14 protein-coding genes are annotated in these 20827 nt (G+C 49.2%); 7 read left to right on the top strand and 7 right to left on the bottom strand.

What is annotated here, in order from left to right; genetic code table 11:
• Positions 1–11: 11 nt before the first annotated feature.
• The gene (locus ACOIT5_RS15580) at positions 12–1109 is read left to right on the top strand and encodes an alkene reductase (RefSeq protein WP_423127080.1); all 1098 of its coding nucleotides are present in this window, start codon (positions 12–14) and stop codon (positions 1107–1109) included.
• Between the two features lie 92 nt (positions 1110–1201).
• On the opposite strand, the gene ACOIT5_RS15575 is transcribed toward ACOIT5_RS15580, so the two are convergent.
• Entirely contained in the window at positions 1202–4465 is a 3264-nt protein-coding gene (locus tag ACOIT5_RS15575) for a S41 family peptidase (protein WP_423127079.1), read from the bottom strand.
• Between the two features lie 111 nt (positions 4466–4576).
• Positions 4577–5428 carry an AraC family transcriptional regulator gene (locus ACOIT5_RS15570; RefSeq protein WP_423127078.1) on the bottom strand — a complete coding sequence of 284 codons (852 nt, stop codon included), beginning with the start codon at positions 5426–5428 and terminating at the stop codon, positions 4577–4579.
• Positions 5429–5614: 186 nt separating this feature from the next.
• On the opposite strand from ACOIT5_RS15570, the gene ACOIT5_RS15565 reads away from it, so the two are divergent.
• The 6 genes from ACOIT5_RS15565 (at position 5615) to ACOIT5_RS15540 (ending at position 12736) form a co-directional block, all read left to right on the top strand.
• Positions 5615–6538 (top strand): dihydrodipicolinate synthase family protein, encoded by a 924-nt coding sequence (locus ACOIT5_RS15565; protein WP_423127077.1) that lies wholly within the window; start codon positions 5615–5617, stop codon positions 6536–6538.
• A gap of 29 nt (positions 6539–6567) precedes the next feature.
• On the top strand, positions 6568–8064 hold the full coding sequence (locus ACOIT5_RS15560) for a sodium:solute symporter (protein WP_423127076.1): 1497 nt from the start codon (positions 6568–6570) through the stop codon (positions 8062–8064).
• Positions 8065–8147: 83 nt separating this feature from the next.
• Positions 8148–9218: a sialidase family protein gene (locus tag ACOIT5_RS15555; RefSeq protein ID WP_423127075.1), complete on the top strand. Its 1071-nt coding sequence runs from the start codon at positions 8148–8150 to the stop codon at positions 9216–9218.
• A 7-nt stretch (positions 9219–9225) separates the two neighbouring features.
• Positions 9226–11106, top strand: coding sequence for a GH92 family glycosyl hydrolase (locus ACOIT5_RS15550; RefSeq protein ID WP_423127074.1), 1881 nt, complete (start codon positions 9226–9228; stop codon positions 11104–11106).
• A gap of 62 nt (positions 11107–11168) precedes the next feature.
• A complete protein-coding gene (locus ACOIT5_RS15545) occupies positions 11169–12305 on the top strand; it encodes an ISAs1 family transposase (RefSeq protein WP_423126340.1) in 1137 nt (378 codons plus the stop codon).
• Positions 12236–12736, top strand: a complete 501-nt coding sequence (locus ACOIT5_RS15540) for a glycoside hydrolase domain-containing protein (RefSeq protein ID WP_423130624.1) — start codon at positions 12236–12238, stop codon at positions 12734–12736. Before ACOIT5_RS15545 ends, ACOIT5_RS15540 begins: the two co-directional genes overlap by 70 nt.
• Positions 12737–12774: 38 nt before the next feature.
• Here ACOIT5_RS15540 and ACOIT5_RS15535 read toward each other — a convergent pair whose 3' ends face one another.
• The 5 genes from ACOIT5_RS15535 to ACOIT5_RS15515 form a co-directional block, all read right to left on the bottom strand.
• On the bottom strand, positions 12775–14190 hold the full coding sequence (locus ACOIT5_RS15535; RefSeq protein ID WP_423127073.1) for an alkaline phosphatase: 1416 nt from the start codon (positions 14188–14190) through the stop codon (positions 12775–12777).
• A gap of 15 nt (positions 14191–14205) precedes the next feature.
• Positions 14206–16554, bottom strand: coding sequence for a GH92 family glycosyl hydrolase (locus ACOIT5_RS15530; protein WP_423127072.1), 2349 nt, complete (start codon positions 16552–16554; stop codon positions 14206–14208).
• 108 nt (positions 16555–16662) lie between these two features.
• Positions 16663–18276, bottom strand: coding sequence for an SLC5 family protein (locus ACOIT5_RS15525; RefSeq protein ID WP_423127071.1), 1614 nt, complete (start codon positions 18274–18276; stop codon positions 16663–16665).
• A gap of 93 nt (positions 18277–18369) precedes the next feature.
• Entirely contained in the window at positions 18370–19641 is a 1272-nt protein-coding gene (locus tag ACOIT5_RS15520; protein WP_423127070.1) for an AGE family epimerase/isomerase, read from the bottom strand.
• Positions 19642–19665: 24 nt separating this feature from the next.
• Entirely contained in the window at positions 19666–20775 is a 1110-nt protein-coding gene (locus ACOIT5_RS15515; protein WP_423127069.1) for a hypothetical protein, read from the bottom strand.
• Between the last annotated feature and the right edge of the window lie 52 nt (positions 20776–20827).

Genomic DNA, 20827 nt, shown 5'->3' with positions numbered 1-20827 from the left:
AGTAAAAACAGATGAAAAACAAATTATTCACGCCGCTCCGTTTAGGAGATTATACTTTGAAAAACCGGATTGTTATGGCCCCGTTGACGCGGATGCGGGCAAATGCCGACCTGGCGCCAACCGACCTGAACGTGGAATACTACCGCCAGCGTTCGTCTGCCGGCTTAATCATTACCGAAGCCTCTCAAATATCGAAGCAAGGCCAGGGTTACCCGCTTACCCCCGGTATCTATACCGCCCGGCAAGTAGAAGGATGGAAAAAAGTCACTGATGCCGTTCATGCGAAAGGTGGACGTATTTTTATGCAACTGTGGCATGTGGGGCGGGTGTCTCACTCATCCTTACACCCCGAAGAAGGGCTTCCGGTGGCCCCCTCGGCCATTCCGGCCGAAGGCATGACCCTCACGGCAAACTGGGAGCAAGTTCCGTTTGAAACGCCCCGCCCTTTGGAAACAGAAGAAATCAAATCAATTATCGGAGATTACCGCCGGGCTGCCATAAACGCGCAAAAAGCCGGATTTGACGGGGTAGAACTGCATTCGGCCAACGGTTACCTGCTAAATGAGTTTCTGCACGAAAAAACAAACCAACGTACCGATGAATATGGCGGTTCTGTAGAGAACCGTGCCCGACTGACCCTGGAAGTTATTGACGAACTCGTATCGGTTTGGGGTGCCGGAAAGGTTGGCATCCGCTTATCGCCTTTCACTTTCTCCTATGGTATTTACGACCCGGACTCGCTTCCGGTATATGAATATCTTACCGCGAAGCTTGCCGCTTACAGGCTGGCTTACGTCCACCTGATCAGGGCAAGGCCAGCCGAAATTAAAGATCAGGCTGTGTTCGCCCAAGAAAAAGAACTTTGGAAAAACTACCCCGGGACCATCATTGCTGCCGATGGCTTTACCCCGGACACCGCCTTGGAATACGTCGAAAACGGATGGGCTGATGCCATTGCATTTGGACGTAACTTTATTGCCAATCCCGACCTGCCTGAACGAATTGAAACAGACGCAGCTTTAAACCCTTACGACAGGGACACCTTCTACGGCGGCAACGAGAAAGGATATACCGACTATCCGTTCCTGCAAACGCAAAATGCGTCCTGATAAATCGACAAAAAGCAGATTCCTCCTGAAACAAGTTTAGGATGATTCTGCTTTTTATCTTTTAAACAGCCTGTCCTTATTTTAAGCCCACTTTATTTTGACTTATCCGGAGCGTCGGGAATGTCGGGCAGTGGTTTATAACCGGTCTTTAGTTTTTCTTTGATGATTTCAATTGCTTTTTCAAGCTGGGCATCTTTTCCCATATATTCCTGGTAGGGATCATTATCCAGAACAATATCCGGATCGACGCCGTAACCCTCGATAATCCATTCGCTTTCTTTTGCCGAGTAGGAAGCAAACTCCGGTTTTCTCAGGTCGGCTCCATCAATAAAAGGCAAAGAGCCGGTGATTCCAACCACCCCGCCCCAGGTCCGGGTACCGATCACAGTTCCGAGATCGTAATATTTAAACCCATACGGGAACAAATCACCGTCGGAAGCCGAATAGCGGTCAATCAGCAATACCTGCGGACCGAGCAGTGTTTTTGTTGGTACCGGCGTCGGGTGCGGCACATTACGCCGCATGTTGGAGCGCTGGGGCACACGCTGCAAACGTTCCAGAATCATCGGAGACACATTGCCCCCACCGTTCCCGCGGTCGTCGATGATCAACGCTTTTTTATTCAACTGAGGGTAATACATACGCGCAAACTCATTCAAGCCGTCTACGCCCATGTCCGGGATATGCAGGTAGCCGACTTCGCCGTTCGTGGCAGCGCTTACCTTGTCAACATTCGCCTGCACCCAATTGTAATAGTACAGGGCCGATTCGTCGGCGATGGGCGTCACCAGCACAGTGCGAGCTCCGTCGGCAGCCGGTTTTGAATTGACCTTCAACTCTATTTCCTTCCCGGCCTTGCCAACCAGCAACGAGAACAGGTCGTTGGTTGTTTGGGTACTGATTCCGTTTACGGCCAGGATATAATCGCCTTCTTTGGCATTTACGCCAAGTTCGGTGAGCGGCGAGCGTAACTTACTGCTCCAGTTTGCGCCTTTCAAAATTTGGTCGATCTTGAAATAACCCGACGCATCAGCGCTGATTTTTGCCCCAAGCAAACCCGTTTTGATACGCACAGGCTCCGGACGTTCGCCGCTCAACACATAAGCATGTCCGGCGCTCAGTTCGCCAATCAATTCGCCAATGATATAAGTCAAATCATCGCGATGACGAACATGCGGAACCAACGGCGCATATTTTTTGTGCATGGCCGGCCAATCAACGCCGTGCATATTTTCTACATAAAAGAAATCACGCATTTGCCGCCAGCTTTCATCGTAAATTTGTTTCCATTCCAGGCGATAATCTACCCAGGCTTTCAGATCCGACAAGTTCAACTCTTTGTCGAGGCTAACCGGTTTTGTTGGCAAATCAATCACCGCCCATTTCCGGTTTTCGCGAACCAGCATTTTTTTATTGTTGGCCGAAAGGGTGAAGCCAAATTTACCCAGTTCGGTTTCTTTCTTTTCCTTCAAATCATATATTTTGGTCACACGTCCGTTATCGGATGCTTCGGCGTAATACACTTTGTCGCCCACACAAGCCAGGTTAAAATAACCCGACGGTTTAACCGGCAACGAAACAATACGCCCGGCAAGTCCGTCCAAATCAATCGTCACGGCTGGCGCCTCCCCGCCTGATTTTTCCGTCCTACCGCTTTTTTTATCATCGGCCTTGGCCTTGTCTTCGGTCTCGGTTTTCACCAGGTCGTTTTCCGGGGCAAAGGGCGAAGCCGTCTCTTTCGACAAAACAGCCAGGTAAACGCGCGACATATTGTTGTACGCGTGGTTCCATTCGGTTTGGCTGTAGGTCGGGTTAAAATCGCGGGCCGAAACAAAAACCAGGTACTTGCCGTCGTCGGAAAAGGCGGGAGAACCCGAAGAATACCAGTTATCCGTCAGCTCAACCAGTTTTTTATCGTCCAGACGATACAAGGCAATGGTCGAAAACTGGTTATCGGTTGGTTTGCTGAACGTAATCCATTTACTGTCGGGCGACCAGGCATACGAGCCGGGTTGCCCGTATTCGCCCTGAAATACCGTGGTCACCTTCCGGCTGTCCACATCAACATACTGAAGGCGCAGTTTCCGGTCGGTCCACATCAGCTTTTTGCTGTCGGGCGACCAGCTGATGCTGAATTTATAGGTGTCGGCGCCGGTCGTCAGTTGAGTTACTTTGCCTTCAACGGTTGCTTCTTTCAGGTAAATTTCAAATTCGCCCGACTCATCGGATAACCAGGCGATATATTTACCGTCGGGCGACCAGCTTGCTTCACGCTCGTGCGCTCCGGATGTTTGCGTGAGGTTGTAGGTAATTCCTTTGTTGGCCGGAACACTGAAAACTTCGCCCCGTGCGCTGAATACGACCCGTTCGCCGTTCGGCGACAAATCACCCCCGTTAATCAGTTTCGAAGCATCCTTCCATTCGTTACGGGCATAAACAAAATCGTTTTGAACAGATACCGGCACTTTAACCGGTTTTTTGTCTTTTACATTCATTTTATAGATGTAACCGCCATTCTCGAAAACAAGGTAGTCGCCCCCGACAGAGGGAAACTTCACATCGTATTCCGTGAAATTGGTCACTTTCGCGGTGTTTCCGGTCTTGGTATGATAAACGAAAATATTCATAGTCCGGTCACGGTCCGAGAGGAAAAAAATCTCATCGCCTGCCCACATCGGGAAAATATCCTGGGCCACATGATCGGTGATTTGACTAACTTCTTTGGTTTTAAAATCAAATACCCAAACATCGTCGGCCATACCGCCCCGGTAATATTTCCAGGTTCGGAACTCACGGAAAACCCGGTTAAACGCCAGCTTGTTGCCATCGGGCGAAAAGCTGCAAAAACCGCCCTCCGCCAAAGGTAATTCGGCTGACATTCCTCCGTCGGCCGGCACACTGAACAGTCGGCCTTTAAAGTCGTTAAAGCTTTGTTTCCGCGAACGATAAATGATGTTTTTGCCGTCAGGCGTCCAGCCCATCACAATATTATTTGGCCCCATCCGGTCCGAAACCAGATCTCGGCCAAGCGTCGCGGTGTACGTCAGGCGTTTGGGCATGCCACCCTCGACCGGGATGGTAAATACTTCGGTATTCCCGTCATATTGTCCGGTAAATGCGATCCGGCTTCCGTCGGGCGAGAATTTAGCAAACATTTCGTACCCGACATCGGCCGTTAATTTACGGGCCGTTCCGCCGTCGGCATCAACGGTGTACAAATCGCCGGCATAGCTAAATACAATGCGGTCTCCCGAAATCGCCGGGAAACGCAGTAATCTGGCTTCTTCATCCTGAGCAGCAACAAAGCTGAGCTTCAGCAAAAACGCCACTAATAACGACAAAAAAGTTTTGTTCATGGTTTTCAGTTTATATGATCGGATAGATACAATTATGAATTATCACGGAATATAGGTATCAGTTTCCCGCTTCAATTACAACCGGGAAAAGACGTTTTGGCCCAGGCTCAATTATTTAAAATTTTTCCGGTACTCCGAGGGCGTTTTCCCCATGATGTCTTTGAAATAATGATTGAAATTGGCCAGGTTATTATAGCCGCATTCAAAACAAATCTGGGTAATTTGTTTATCGGTTTCAACCAGCAACTTCGCAGCAATGCCAATCCGCACGTTTTTCACATAATCCATAAAGGTTTGGTTGGTTTTCTTTTTAAAATAGCGGCAAAACGAGCCCGGTTCCATGCAAACCAGGTCTGAAGCCTCCTTGAGTTTAACCCCTTCGCGGATGTTCTGAAACACGTATTCGTAAACTTTGTTGATCTGATCGGTATCTTTTTCATGAACATGCGGCTGGCTCGACGGAAGAGCCAGGTATTCACGATCTTCAATCTGAAGCAGGAGGTTAAAAACTTTCAGTAATTCAATGTACAGTTCCAGTCCGGATAAACTAATCATCCGTCCGATTGATGCCGCCACTTTTTCGGCCTTTCGGCCTTTAAAAAAGATTCCGTTCCCGGCATCTTTCAATAAGGTGACCACCGGCTCCAGTTCGGGGATGTTAAAAAAATCGGAATTGATAATGTTTTCGGAGAAATGCGTGACAATACATTCTCCTTCCTGCTGATCCTCTGTTTCCTGAATTTCCCAGCAGTGGTACAGGTTCGGGCCTAAGAGCACCAGGTCGCCCCGGGTGTAACTTGAGATATGGTTACCTACAATTCGCCTTCCCGCGCCCGATGTGATTAAATTAAGTTCAAAATTTTTATGGGAATGAATTTTGTTCGCTTTGGGATCCATTTGTAACTTCCGGGTGATAAACGTCCGTTTATAGGGCAGTAAAATTTTTTCGTAGATAAACTCCATAATTCATTCTTTTTTAACTCATCCTCTCAAATATAAATATTTATCATTAAAATTCAGTTAAAATACTACATAAACAGAACAAAATAGCTGAAGCAAAGTTTTGCGTAATCTATTTCCTTTGAATATCGGGAAGTGTGTGTTTCCGGATAACATGATTATTCATTATTTGCTAACAGATAAAACGTCATGAAGCTGATATTAAAAGGGATTATACCTCCGGTGATTACGCCGCTGTTGAACGACCGGGAACTGGATGTGGAAGGCTTGGAACGACTGGTTGAACACTTGATTGCCGGAGGAGTGCACGGATTATTTATGCTTGGCACAACGGGCGAGGCGACCAGCTTAAGTTACCAACTTCGGAAAGAGCTTTTAAAACGGACCGGAGAGCTGGTAAACCGCCGGATCCCCATTGTAGCGGGTATTACTGACACCTCGCTCGAAGAGTCGCTGAACCTGGCCGAATACGCGGCAACCGTGGGCATAGACGGCCTGGTGATTGCCCCTCCGTATTACATGCCCATCTCGCAGGAAGAGATGAGGGATTACCTGGACAACATCGTGCCAAGGTTGCCGTTACCATTCCTGATGTACGATATGCCCGGTTGCACGAAATTACACATGTCGGTCGAAACCATCCGCAAAGCCAAAGAACTGGGGGCCATTGGTGTTAAAGACAGTTCGGGCGATTTGTTGTACACCTATGCCCTTATTGACCAATTTAAAGATTCGCCCGACTTCTCCATTATTGCCGGCACCGAGTTGTTTTTGCCCGAAACGATTTTAAACGGAGGGCACGGAGCTGTTGCCGGGGGAGCCAACCTATATCCGGGATTATTTGTAGATTTATACCGGGCATCTGTAAACAGGGATTTTGACCGGATCGCCGTTCTTCGGGAAAAAGTCATTTTGCTCAACAACACGATTTACAACGTCGGGAAACATTATTCCCGGATTACAAAAGGAATTAAATGTGCTTTATCGGTCATGAATATTTGCAGCGATTACATGATGATGCCGCTTCGCCGGCACAGCAAAGAAGAACGAAAAAAAATAGAACAGCATATCAGCGAATTGAACGCCGTTATGGAACAAGATACCGGCCACTGAAAAATATTTAACCCCGAAACTAAATTTAAATGAAACTTCCTCTTCCCGACCTTATTGTCTTCATCGTCCTGGTGATCGGAAACGTAATCTTTGGCAGCAGTTTTTTCTTTCGGAACAAGACCTCCGATCAGTTTACGTCGGGAGGGGGAAAGTTGCCTGCCTGGGTTGTTGGCATGTCGATATTCGCCACATTCGTAAGCAGTATCAGTTTTTTAGCCTTGCCGGGTAAGGCCTATACCTCGAACTGGAACGCATTTGTATTTAGTCTTTCCATCCCGGTGGCCTCCATCCTGGCCGTTAAATTCTTCATCCCGCTTTACCGGGGAATCGGAAGCATTTCAGCCTACAATTACCTCGAAATCCGTTTTGGTGTTTGGGCCCGAATATACGCGTCGGCCTGTTACATGTTAACCCAGTTAATGCGTACCGGCGCCATCCTTTTATTGCTGGCCCTTCCTCTGAACGCCTTGTTCGGGTGGAACGTGAAAACAATTATCATTGTCACCGGCATCGCGGTTACGGTCTACTCCATGCTAGGAGGCATTCAGGCGGTGATCTGGACCGATGCTATTCAGGGGATTATCCTGATTGCCGGGGCCCTTGTTTGCGCCCTGGCCTTAACGTTTTCGATGCCCGAGGGGCCCGGCCAGCTTCTCGAAATCGCATCGGCCAATCATAAGTTCAGTCTGGGAAGTTTCGGAGCCAGCCTCACTGATTCAACATTTTGGGTCGTGCTTATTTACGGTTTATTCATCAACCTTCAGAATTACGGTATCGACCAGAATTATATTCAACGATATATGACCACCAGTTCCGACAGGGAAGCCAAATCGTCGGCGCTGTTTGGATCATTGCTTTACGTGCCGGTATCGGCTGTTTTCTTTTACATCGGGACCGCGCTTTTTTCGTATTACACGGCGCAAGCTGGTTTATTGCCCGACGAACTCCGGATGGCGGGCGCCGGGGATAAGGTTTTTCCGCATTATATTGTCAACGGATTACCTGCCGGAATAACCGGACTGCTGATCGCAGCCATTTTTTCTGCCGGCATGAGCACCGTGTCAACCAGTATCAACAGCACCGCCACCATTGTTCTGTCGGACTATTACCGGAGGTACTTCAATAAAAATGCAACCGAAAAGTCGTCGATGAAGACGCTGTATATCTCCTCCTTCATTTTCGGGTTCCTTGGGATCCTGGTCGCCCTGACGCTGGTAGGCGTCGAAAGCGTCCTGGACGCCTGGTGGGCGCTTGCCTCTATTTTCAGCGGCGGCATGCTCGGATTGTTTCTTTTAGGATACCTGTCGAAAAAAGTCAGAAACATCGACGCAGCCATTGGCGTTATCATCGGGGCTTTACTGATCATCTGGATGAGTATTTCGCCGGTCTTTTTTAACAACGGCGGTTTGCCAGCTTTCCGCAGCCCGTTCCACAGCAACCTCACCATTGTTTTCGGAACATTGGCCATCTCGCTTACCGGTTTCTTGTTAGCGAAGCTTTTTTCAAAGAAAAAGCCGGGTATCTAATTCTGTTCTCTGTTTATTCTTCAATACCTGAAATGCCTGGCAACAGGATGAACAAACTACGATTAACCTTTCAAATTACAACGATGACTAAATTGATTTCACTAACCACAGCGGCGCTTTTTGCCATGTCAACACAGGCGCAAAATCCGTTTAACGGATCGGAAGCCCTTGTCCGTTCAGAGTTTATTTATCAGAAACAGGATGTTGACTTTCCGAGTTGCCACGCTTCAACGCTGGCCGAAACCCCTGCCGGACTGGTAGCTGCCTGGTTTGGCGGAACCGAAGAAAGACATCCGGATGTCTGCATTTACACAGCCCGCCAGGTTAACGGGAAGTGGGGAAAACCGGTCCTTGCTGCCGACGGAATCGAGGACGGGAAAAGATATCCCTGCTGGAACCCGGTCCTGTTCAGCCGCGACAACGGCAATCTGGTTCTGTACTACAAAGTGGGCCCCGATCCGCGTAGCTGGTGGGGACTTTATAAAATTTCACCCGACAATGGCGAAACCTGGTCGGAAGCAGTAAAAATCCCCGGCGACCTGCTTGGCCCCATCAAAAACAAACCCGAACGGTTGGCTGACGGAACCATCCTTTACCCGACAAGTTTCGAAACGCCTGAAACATGGAACATTTACATGGAAACTTCGGACCAGGACCTGAAAAACTGGAAAAAAATTGATGTGGATAACGGCAATTACCAAACGATCCAACCCACCCTGCTCTTTTATCCGGATGGCGCGATCCAGCTTCTTTGCCGGAGCAAAAACAAAGCAATTATCGAATCGTGGTCAAACGATAACGGCCAAAGCTGGTCAGCCCTGAAACCGACTGCCTTGCCCAACAACAATTCGGGAATTGACGCCGTAACGCTGGATGACGGACAACAATTTTTGGTTTTCACCCCGGCCGAAAAAGGAAGGAACATTTTGGGAACTGCGGTTTCGAAAGACGGGAAGTCATGGGAAGCCGCCGTATTACTCGAAAACGACCCGAATCCGAAAGGCGAATATTCCTACCCGGCGGTCATTCAAACAAGCGATGGACTGGTCCACATCACCTACACCTGGAACCGCGAGCTGATTAAACAGGTAGTGATTGATCCGGCAAAGATCAAAACCAAAGCCATTGTAAACGGCTCCTGGCCAAAAAAATAATCGTGTTATGAACGCCGCCCGGGTAAAATCCATATTCATTCCGGCCTTGCTGTTTCTGCTGGCGACCGGATGCACAAACAGGCAAAGCGAAAAAACAAACCTCCGCTATGTGGACCCGACAATCGGGAATGTGGGCCATTTGCTGGTTCCGACCAGACCCACCGTTCACTTGCCCAACCAACTGATCAGGATGCATCCGGTGCGGGCCGATTACCTCGATGATCAGATCAGCTTTTTCCCGCTGACCATCATTTCGCACCGAAAAGGCGAATTATTCGGAGTGTTGCCCGGATCCGGAGAGGCTAATACCGAAAGCTGGAAAAAACGACAGACTTACGATCACGGGCTCGAAGTGATAAAACCTTACTATTATTCGACTTACCTGATCGATGAAGATATCCGCGTAGAATTTGTTCCCGGCAGCAAAACCGGGCTTTACCGCTTCACTTTTCCTGAAAAAAGCAAGCAAACACTGCGGTTTCAAATTAACCACGAGGGCCGTTGGAAGGTCATCTCGAAGCGTTCATTTGCGGGCGAAGAACAGTTCTACGGGATGAAAGCATTTGTTTACGGCGAATTTGACCGGGAAGCCGAATCATTGGAGGAAGCTGAACCGGCCGTGAACACCGGCGCAAAACAAGCGGCTCCCGTAATGTGGGCCCAATTCAATTCGAACGAGCCGGTCGGGTTCAGCTACGCGGTGTCATTCATCAGCGACGAACAGGCCAAAGCTAACTTCGAAAACGAAATCCGGAACCCGGATTTTGAGTCATTCAAAAATAAGGGAGAACAGGTTTGGGCCGGAAAGATGGACCAGATCCGGTTAAAGGGAGGAACCGAAGCCCAACGCAGGACTTTCTACAGCTCGCTTTACCGTTGCTACGAACGCATGGTCAACATCAACGAATATGGCAGGTACTACAGCGGATACGACCACCGCGTACACGAAAGCGACCGCGATTTTTATGTCGACGACTGGGTGTGGGATACTTACCTGGCCCATCACCCGCTGCGGATGATCCTCGATCCGGAGCAGGAAGCAGACATGCTCCAATCCTATGTCAATATGTACGAACAAGGAGGATGGATGCCCCAGTTTCCACTGATCTACCAAGACGACCCGGCCATGAACGGCTTTCATTCGACTATTGTTTTTCTGGATGCCTGGAGAAAAGGTATTCGCTCTTACGACATGACTAAAGCTTACGAAGGCATGCGAAAAAACGGCTACGAAGCCACCATGCTCCCCTGGCGAAATGGCCCGAAATGTGCGCTCGATTCGTTCTACCGCGATCATGGCTTCTACCCGGCCCTGGCTCCGGGTGAAACGGAAACGGTGGAGGCAGTCCACGATTTTGAAAAGCGACAGAGCGTAGCCATCACCTTAGGCCACAGTTACGACGACTGGGCGCTTGCTGAACTGGCCAAAGAGCTGGGATATACCGATGATCAGGCATATTTCGGCGCACATGCCGGTAACTACCGCCATTTATACCGTCAGGAGAAAAAGCTCTTTTCGCCCAAAAACGCCCAGGGAGAATGGATTGAGATTGACCCGAAATTTGACGGGGGCATGGGCGGACGCGACTACTACGACGAAAACAATGCCTATACCTACCAATGGCAGGTACAGCACGATATTCAGGGGCTGGTACAACTGATGGGCGGGCCGGAAAACTTCCGGGCAAACCTCGACCAGCTTTTCCGCGAAAACCTGGGACGGCCAAAATACCAGTTCTGGGCAAAGTTTCCTGATGCAACCGGCCTGGTCGGGCAGTTTTCGATGGGCAACGAGCCCAGCTTTCACATTCCGTACCTGTACAACTATGTCGGGGAACCCTGGAAAACACAAAAACGAATCCCAGGGAAATCGCTTTTAAAATATTAATGTTCTTCATAGCTTGAATAATTATTACTATATTTATCACGGTTTTGGGTTTCGTCAAAAAAATGACTGTTCAAAACGCAGAAAATCGTACTAAACAAAATGTTTTCCAACAATTTTTCTCTACCTTGGAAGATCCCCGCAGAACAAACAAAGGCCATTTTTATTACCCGCTCGACGAGATACTTTTTCTTGTTATTGCTGCTGTGATCAGCGGTGCAGAAGAATGGGTCTCTATCCAGTTGTTTGGCAAGGCGAAGCTGGAGTGGCTCCGGCGTTTTTTTCCCTACAAGCACGGAATACCGTCCCATGATGTTCTCGGGAAGCTTTTCTGCCGGTTGGACCCGGTGCGTTTTAATGAATGTTTCATGGCCTGGGTCAACTCTATTTCTGATCTGACCAAAGGGGAGGTTATTGCATTTGACGGGAAAAGCATTTGCGGTTCAGGCCGGTTGGGTATACCCAAATCAGCAGTGCATGTGGTTTCTGCCTATGCCGCACAAAGCCGTTTATGCCTGGGCCAGGTTGGGGTTGACCAGAAAGAAAATGAAATTGTGGCCATTCCACAGTTGCTTGAACTACTTGCCATCAAAGGGTGCATCGTTACCATTGACGCGATGGGGTGCCAAAAAGAAATTGCCCGCAAGATCATCGGGCAAAAAGCCGACTACATTTTAATGGTGAAAGACAATCAAAAGGAACTCAAAGAACAGGTTGAGAAAATATTCCGTATCCAGAAAGATTGCACCCAGGACCAGACAATTGATGCCGGACATGGAAGAGTTGAAACCAGGACATGCCGTGCCACCGGGAAGCTGGACTTTATGGACGAGAAAGAACAATGGGAGGGGATACGGTCGGTGGTACAAATCAAGAGCGAACGGTATATTAAACAAACAGGGCAAACCAGTGAAGAAACCAGGTATTACATTACCTCCCTGAAACCAGACCCGGCAAAACTAAACCAGGCTATCCGTTCTCATTGGGCAGTAGAAAATAACCTGCACTGGTCTTTGGACGTGGTATTCAACGAGGATAACTTATTAAAAAAGAAGGATTACTCAGCGAGGAACTTTAATATTATTGCCAAAATTGCCCTGGCCTTGCTCGAAAAGGAACCATCACTTAAAGCATCCAAAAAAAAGAAAAGGCTCTTTGCTGCACTGAAAGACGATTACAGAGAAAAAGTACTCAAAGTTTAAAAGCGATTTCCCTGAAACGAATCCGGTTTCTGCTCGATGTTTGGTTTAAAGACAATATTTTCGGGATTCCGGGTGATGAAGACGGCGGGGGAATGACTGCCTTCGTGGTATTTTCGTCGATGGGCTTTTATCCGGTTACGCCGGGCATACCGGTTTATACCATTGGCAGTCCGGTTTTTGAAGAAGTGCAGATCAAACTCGCAAACGGCAATACCTTCACCCTCAAGGCCAGGAATAACTCCACGGTGAACAAGTACATCCAATCGGCCCGGCTAAACGGGCAAACGCTAAACCGGCCGTGGTTTACACATGCCGACCTGATGAAAGGAGCCATCCTTGAACTTGAGATGGGCCCGCTCCCAAACAAAAAATGGGGAGCAGCGCCCGGAGCTGCGCCTCCATCGGTGACGAATTCAGACCAATCATTTTAATAAGCAAAAGACATCGCCCGGAAAAAAGTCAAGTTCAATCAAGCGGGAGCAAGAACAGCAGACTCCACATTTACGCCTGTTGCCTCGAGCATCAGGTAGTGAAGATCCGTATTTTTAACAAAGGGGTTGAGCAGTTCGCTTCCCTGTCCGAACATGGCCAGTTCAACAAAATCGGCTGAATGTCCGGTTCCGGCCCAGCCAACTCCGTTATATTTTTGCTGAATGCTTGCCAATAGTTTAAACGGCAGCTTATAATTGTTATAAAGTCCGTCGTTAGCCTGATCGGCATAATGAGCCAGAATTTCACGCGCTTCGCCATCGGTAATGGCATATCCCTGGGCAAAATGGATTTGTTCGATCAGCCGCGAGGGAGAGTCATTCCTGGTAATATTCCGTAAGATCCACTCATTGCTGTGTTTGTAATGTTGAATCAAATCGAATCCTTCGATGTTTCCGAATAATCCCGGATTTGAGTTGCCGTGGTCGGTGGTAACAATCACCAGGGTATCGTCGCGCTGTTCGGCGAAGGCAATCGCCACGCCAATGGCTTCATCAAACGCAATCTGATCATACAATACCGCTCCGGTATCGTTGGCATGAGCAGCCCAATCCACTTTTCCGCCTTCAACCTGAAGCGCAAATCCATTGGGGTTTTGGCTGAGCTGATCAATGGCCCGCTGCGTCAGCTCGGCTAAAGAAGGGACTGTCTCCAGCAAGTGGTTGTCTTCTTTGTGGTCGATGCTGTAAGGCAGCCCGTCTTTATGAAAAACGCCCAACAGCGGCTTGTCGCCGACAGAGGCATTCATTTGTTGTTTCGTCCTGACCACCGTATATCCTTCATCGGCAAACACCGAGAAAAGATCTTTCCCGTCGGCCCGGGTTTCGTGGCTGAAATACTGGGTTCCGCCGCCCATCATGACATCAAAATGCAGGGGCAGGTACAATTCGGCAATCAGGCTCTGTTCGCCCCGGTCTTTTTTATTGATACAAAAACCTGCAGGAGTTGCGTGGGTGATGGGACAGGTCGTCACGCAACCCACCGATTTGCCGGCCTCTTTGAATTTCTGAAAAATCGGTTTATACATCGTGCCGTCAACGCCCACATTCAACGATCCGCTTTTTACCCGGTGCCCGCCGCCCCAGGCCGAACTGGCCGCAGCCGAGTCGGTTACAAGCGAACTGGCCGATGCCGTATCCATTAAAGCCCTCGACACCCTGTTTTCGCGGTACAGGTCAATCCAGTGGCTACCGTTTCCGGTTTTCCGCTGCAACAGGAGATCGGCCATAGTAAGCGTTCCTGAACTCATCCCGTCGCTTACCAGGAAAATGATATTTTTGGTTTTACCCCGGCTTTTGTTCTTTACTTCGTTACTGCATCCGATCAGGGCCGAGGAGGAAACAACTCCTCCGGCAGCCGCAATCACTCCAAAATTTAAAAAATCTCTTCTTTTCACTTGTATAATTTTAAATTACATCTGGTTATCAGTTCCCCATTTTTTATTGGGTTTGGGTCCCATTTCAAAAATCAATTTCCCGCCCGCCATAACCTCCCGGTGAGAAAGCCAGGGTTTATTCAACGGATTACCATTTAAAACAGCTGATTGAATGAATTTGTTGGCTGCTGAGTTATTCCGGGCTTCAATTGTAAACGCCTTTCCGTTTTCGAGTTGAATGACTGCTTCGCCAAACAAAGGGCTCCCGATGGCATAAACAGGGTCTCCGGGAGTAACCGGGTAAAATCCCAAAGCGCTTAACACGTACCACGAAGAAAGCGATCCCATGTCCTCGTTCCCGCATAAACCGCCGGGGCCGGTCCGGTAAAGCCCGTCCATCACCTGCCGCACGTGCTCTTGCGTTTTCCAAGGCTGCCCGGCATAATTATACAGGTAGGCCACATGGTGCGAGGGTTGATTTCCGTGAACATACTGCCCGATTGTTCCTACCACGCCCACATACTTGGGCGGCGTGATATTCGGGCTCATTTCAAAGAAAGTGTCCAGCTTTGCCGTAAAAGCCTTGTTGCCTCCAAACAGGTCAATCAGTCCGGGCACATCGTGCTGAACCGACCAGATATAATGCCAGGCATTCGACTCGGTATAGTGGCGGTTGGGGCGACGGCCAACCAGCAAGGGGTCGAAATAGCGGTAATACGCATGACTACCTTCGGTGACAATTTCCTGTTCCCGTCCGTCCAGCGCTTCCAGCCAGCTGCCATCGGCTTGTTTGGGCCGCATGAACTGAGTTTGGCTGTCCCACAGATTTTTATAGTTTCCGGCTCGTTTCATAAACAGCCGATAATCCTCTTCTTTCCCGAGTTCACGGGCCAACTGCGCGATGCACCAATCGTCGTAAGCCAACTCCAGTGTATTCGGGACCGATTCGGTTACCCGGTCGACCGGGGTATAGCCCAGATCGATGTAATAACGCAGGCCCGAGCGCCCCGCCTGCGCCGGAACCGGTGGCTTGGGCTCTTCCAGCGCCTTTTTGCGCATGGCTTCGTACAGAAATTTCACATCGTAATCGCGGTAACCCTTCCGGTACGCGTCGACAATCACCGGGACCAGGTGATCGCCCACCATCGATTCGCCGTACACATTCAGAAAATGTTGAGCCGGAAACCAACCATAAGTCTTTGTTTTCGAAACAATCGATTTGATAAAATCGTTCACGCGGCCGGGGGCAATAATGGTTAACAGCGGATGCTGCGAACGGTAAGTATCCCAACACGAAAAGGATCCGTAAAAATCGTATCCTTTGGCTTCGTAGATCTTTTTGTCCGAACCCAGGTATTTTCCATCCACATCCTGCGAAATATACTGGGCAAGCAATGAATGGTACATGGCGGTATAAAAAATCTCCTTCTGGTCGTCGGTAGCACCGTCAATCCGGATGCGCGACAATTCTTTCTGCCAAACCGAACGGGCCTCGTTTCGTACCCGGTCGAATTCCCAGCCGGGAATTTCGGCGCTCAGGTTCCTGCGTGCCCCTTCCACGCCGGTGTACGAGATGCCCACTTTCACCAACACCTGTTCATTTTCCGACGTTCGGAAGGTGACAAAGGCGCCGATGTTTTTACCGGTTTCCCCGTTTTTGTAAGGCCAGATGCTTCCTCCCGATTCCGGCGTTTTATAATCATTGTCGAACGTTCCGTAATACAAGAAGGGTTTACTGAATTCGGCCACAAAATAAAGCTTCCCCAAACCGGCGCTTTTCACGCCTTCAATCCGGTTGTTGTTCAGGATGCTCAGCTCCGATAATTCGTCCGAAAAATGATTCCCGATCTGGTGCCCCAAATCGAGAATAATACGGGCATTCTCTGTTTTCGGAAAGGTGTACCGGTGAAAGCCGGCTCTTTTGGTCGTGGTCAGTTCAACCTTCACCTGGTAATCTTTCAAAAGAACCGAATAATATCCCGGCGATGCCGATTCGTTGTCGTGGTCAAACCGCGACCGGTATCCTTCATCCGGATTTTCAGGCGGTCCGGGAACGGTCTGAAGCCTGTTTCCAACCGTCGGCATCAGCAGTACCTCGCCCCCGTTTACCATACCCACGCCGCTCCAGTGCGTATGGCTGAATCCCATGATGGAAGTTTCGGAATAGAGATAGCCGGCACAATAGGTCCACCCCTGCGTATTTACATCGGGGCTTAGGTGAACCATGGCGTACGGCAATGAAGGACCGGGAAAGGTATGCCCAAAGAAACCGGTGCCAATAAACGGGTTGACATGATCAACCGGGTCGCCGGTTTGTGCAACCAACCGGAGCTGAATTCCGGCAAACAGGAAAACAATAATCAGCAGACAGGTTATTTGTTTCATAATGAATTCGGTTTTAAATACCGGGGCTGTTCTCATTTCTGATTTAATTTCATGCAATTTAACAAACATTTTCACGAACTCTTGTTTTTCTATTGTGTCACGGTCAGGTCAGAATAACCAGATATACAGGAACAACGTGATGAGCGAAAGAATCCCCAAATGCAAACGCCAATCCGAAATTCCTTCAAAGCGGGCAAGCCCCTTTGAGAAATTGACCGTTGTTTTTGCCAACTTTTCCGGGTCCGTTTTTTTTGTGAATGCAGAAACCCCGAAAAGTACCCCGGTGACCAGTATTTCGGCCCAAAGGCCGCGATATCCGAAATTTAGAGTCAGTTTATGATGCAGAATGGGAAAGATCTCTTTTGCCGCATCGGGTCCCAGCAACTGGTCGATGACAAATACGGTGGCCAGAATTAGCCCTGCAAGTACGGAAACCGCAGCTCCGGCCAAGGTCACTCTTTTGCTGACAATACCGAAAAAAATCGCGGGGAACACCGGCAATACCAGGTAGGCCGTAATGGTTTGCAGGTATTTGTATAAACCTTCTTCATTTTTATAAACCAGGTAGGCTGCGCCGATTCCAAGAAGCGTGACCAGCAGGATGAAATAACGGCCCAGTTTCACCTGCTTTTTTTCAGTAATTCCCGGACGGTATTCAACGATAAAATCGCGAACGATCAAGGTTGACACCGAATTCAGCACGGCAATCAGGGAGGTGACCAAGGCTGCCATCAACGACGCGAGCATAAGGCCCCGTAAACCGTTTGGCAGCAGCTTGTTCAACAACAAAACAAAAGTCTGCCGGGTGGCTTCGCCCTGCAACTCGCCCGGAAACAACGCATAGGCAATGACTCCGGGCAGTGCAAAAATAAAGATGGGAAAAAGTTTCAGCAGCGTGGCAAACATAGCCCCCCAGCGCGCATGATTCAGATCAGGAGCCGCAAGCACCCGCTGAACATTCACCTGATCGATCCCCCAATAAAAAATTCCGGCATAAAAAGCAGTGGCCAGAATCCCCCAAAACGGATAAACCGGGTCATCATAGGCTTTGCCAATCTTCATCATATCCGGCGCTTTGGCAATCAGTCCGTTCCATCCGTCTGCCTGGTCAAGTCCGATCACCAGCATAATTGTGGCCCCGGCAATCAGGACAACCACCTGGATCACATCGGAATAAGCAACAGCGGTAAAACCCCCGACAATGGTAAAAACGGCAACGGCAAGGGCAATGTAAAAAACAGTGATCATCACATCCCATCCCAGGATGCTGTTTAAAACCAGCGCCCCGGCAAATAAGGTAAAAGCCAGCTTTGTCATGATACTAATAATCAGCATCAAACCGGAAAAGAATGTCCGGGCCCGCCTGTTATACCGCAATTCGAGAAATTCGGGGATTGTATAAATCTTGTTTTTCATGTAGTAAGGAAACAGGACCGCACAGGCAACACCAAGCGTAATTGCGCAAGTCAGTTCCACGGAACCGGCCGAAAGACCATAACGGTACGAATCGCCGGAAAGGCCGACCAAATGCTCTGCCCCAATATTGGTGGCAAATAGCGAAGCCCCAACAACCGGCCACTTGATCGACCTCCCGCCAAGAAAAAAATTGGAACTGCTCTGTCCCGCTTTTTTCAGATAGGCCATGTACAACCCGAACGAAAGACTGCCGCCCATCACAATCGACAACACAATCCAATCGGCCATAGTTAAGGTGAGATCCATAAACTGATGATTTATTGCTGGTTACTGGTCACTGGTTACTGGTCACTGGTTACTGGTTACTGGTTACTGGTTACTGGTTACTGGTTACTTGCCCTAAAGCTGGCCCAGCATGTTCTCCATCCGCCGGATGCTTTGAATCATGGCCCTGACGGTGTGATAATTAATCTTCCAGGAATGGCCCATGTGCGTCCAGATGGGTTCGCCGCGGCGCGTCAGCAATGGATACCACTCGCCTACGCCTTTGTTGACCACCTTGTCGAATACAAACCGATGCACGTTTTTATAAGCCTCCCAATATTTCTCATCGCCAAACAGGATGAACGCATCAAGCAAACCAATCAGGACTTCGGCCTGTTGCCAGAATTCTTTTTCCCGGTCATAAACGCCGCCCGAATGGGGGCCTTCCACATAAACGCCGCCAAATTCGGTATCGATGCCATGATTGACGGTGTGTTCGAAGATTGTCCGAAACAGACCGGCATCGGTTTTCGGATCAATTCCCAGAACCTGAAACGCATGGATCAGCAACCAGGCAAACTCGGCATTGTGCCCGTAGCAGGTATTATCGGTGGCGTTGCCCTTTTGTCCTTCTTCCGAAAAACGGTCCCAGCCCCAGATGATATCGAATTTAATTTGCGGAGCTACCGACCAATCTTTAAAAAACTGCGGAATGCCTGTTTTATGAACCGGATGGATAATGCGGTTAACCAACAGGTCAATATCTTCGAGCAACTTTCGCTTATGAACATCTTTTCCGGTACATTCATAAAGCGTGGTAAACGCTTCCATCAGGTGCATATGCACATCAAGGGTTTTCCGGTCGCCGCCCTGGCTTCCCGGTCCGCAAAGCGTCCAATCGCGGCGAAACATTTCCCAATAACCGCCATACATCGAATCGACGCCATATTTTTGAAGCAGGTCGAACACCTTTTCAGCATATTCGATTCCTCGCGGGTCGCCGGTTGCCAGCGTATATTCACTGAGCGAATACATGGCAAAACTATGCCCGTAAATGATTTTTTGATCAATTTTCACCCGCCCCTTTCGGTCCGTCATCCAGTAGAGTCCGCCAAATTCGTCGTCCCACATATGGCCGATCAGGTAATCGGCCCCATGTTTAGCCAGTTCCGCACATTTCCCGTCGCCGTAACCGGCGCGATGAGCCGACGCCATGGTGTACAGGCAACGGGTTTGGCCAATTAACGACTTTTCATCCTCGCCCGAATCGTTTCCGTTTTTGTCGAAATGAGTCAGAAATCCCCCGTTAACTTCATCCTTCATACGACTTATCCAGAATGGAAGTAATTCGTTAACCAGGTGGTTTTCGGCCTCCTGCTTTAATTTCAAAATTTCATTCCTGTCCATATTCATTTTGTTAGGTTCTTAGCGCTATTTCGCCAGCAGTTCGTGGCAAAGAGCCAGTAGAAAATCGCGGTTATCGGCTGTCAGGTAATCCATTTCACCGCCCATTCGGCTGAATGTTTTGCAGTAGCGCAGGTAATAGGCCGGATTATCCGCCGGCGGCTCGCCATTCCGTTGCCAATCCCAGTCCGACCTGGCCAAATCAACAATCAGCATATAATGATGATCCATGTGGCTGTTTCGTTGTATCTCCAGGTTTTGCGACATCGACAGCGATTTCTCAAAGATCATGGGCGACATCACGGCCGAGCCGATTGACATGTAAACCCCGTCATCCAGATTCCGTACGCTTTCGGCGAAACACAGAAAATCATTCAGGGCGACACGTCCCAGGGCAGCTCCGTGGTTCAGCGGATGATTGTAAATGATGTCGTGCCCAAACATGGGGTGTCCGGTAAACGGAATCCCCAGTTCAAAAGCACGGGCCTGTGCCGAATATTTTTTATACGGATGGGGAATGTTTCTGAAACCTGGTTTCAGATCAAATTTGCAGATCACCCCGGCCAGGTCAACGGCCGCTGCTGCCAGACCGGGCTCGATTTTCAGATTGGCCGCTGCTTCTTCATACAAGGTTGAAATTTCAGGGATCTGCAATCCTTCCTTCGAAATCATCTTGCCCACCGATTCGCCATAACCCAACCCTTCGTATGCACCCACAATCAGGGCCAGGTTAATATTAAAACCGGTTTCGTCCCAAATTCCAAATTGTCCGCGGTTGACGTTTTCGCGAACATCTTCGCTCGATTTTCCCTGAAAGGCGAACTCCCAGTCGTGAATGATGCCCGCCCCGTTGGTAGCGAGGTGCGTTACCCAGCCTTCCTCCATTAAACCGATTAAAGCAGGCGACATGCCGTTTTTGATGGTGTGGGCGCCAAAAACCAGCATCACCGACCGGTCTTTTCCCCGGGCCCGGCGGATGCGCTCCGCCGTTTTTTTGACCAGCACGTTTGCCTGTTCCGACAGATTTTCCGGTTTTCGTGTCAGCGGGATGTGATCTCGTTCGATATCAACCTTGTTTTTCCGCTCGCTCAGTTTACTGACCGACAGCAGGTCGCGGTTAAATTTTGGGTAAGGCATTTATAATTGATTAGTCATTAGTGATTAGTCATTAGTCATTAGTCATTAGTCA

Source organism: Gaoshiqia hydrogeniformans, from assembly GCF_049347105.1.
Taxonomy (GTDB): domain Bacteria; phylum Bacteroidota; class Bacteroidia; order Bacteroidales; family Prolixibacteraceae; genus Gaoshiqia; species Gaoshiqia hydrogeniformans.
Note: the sequence above shows the minus strand (reverse complement) of the source record. Positions and strands in the feature narration are given on the sequence as shown.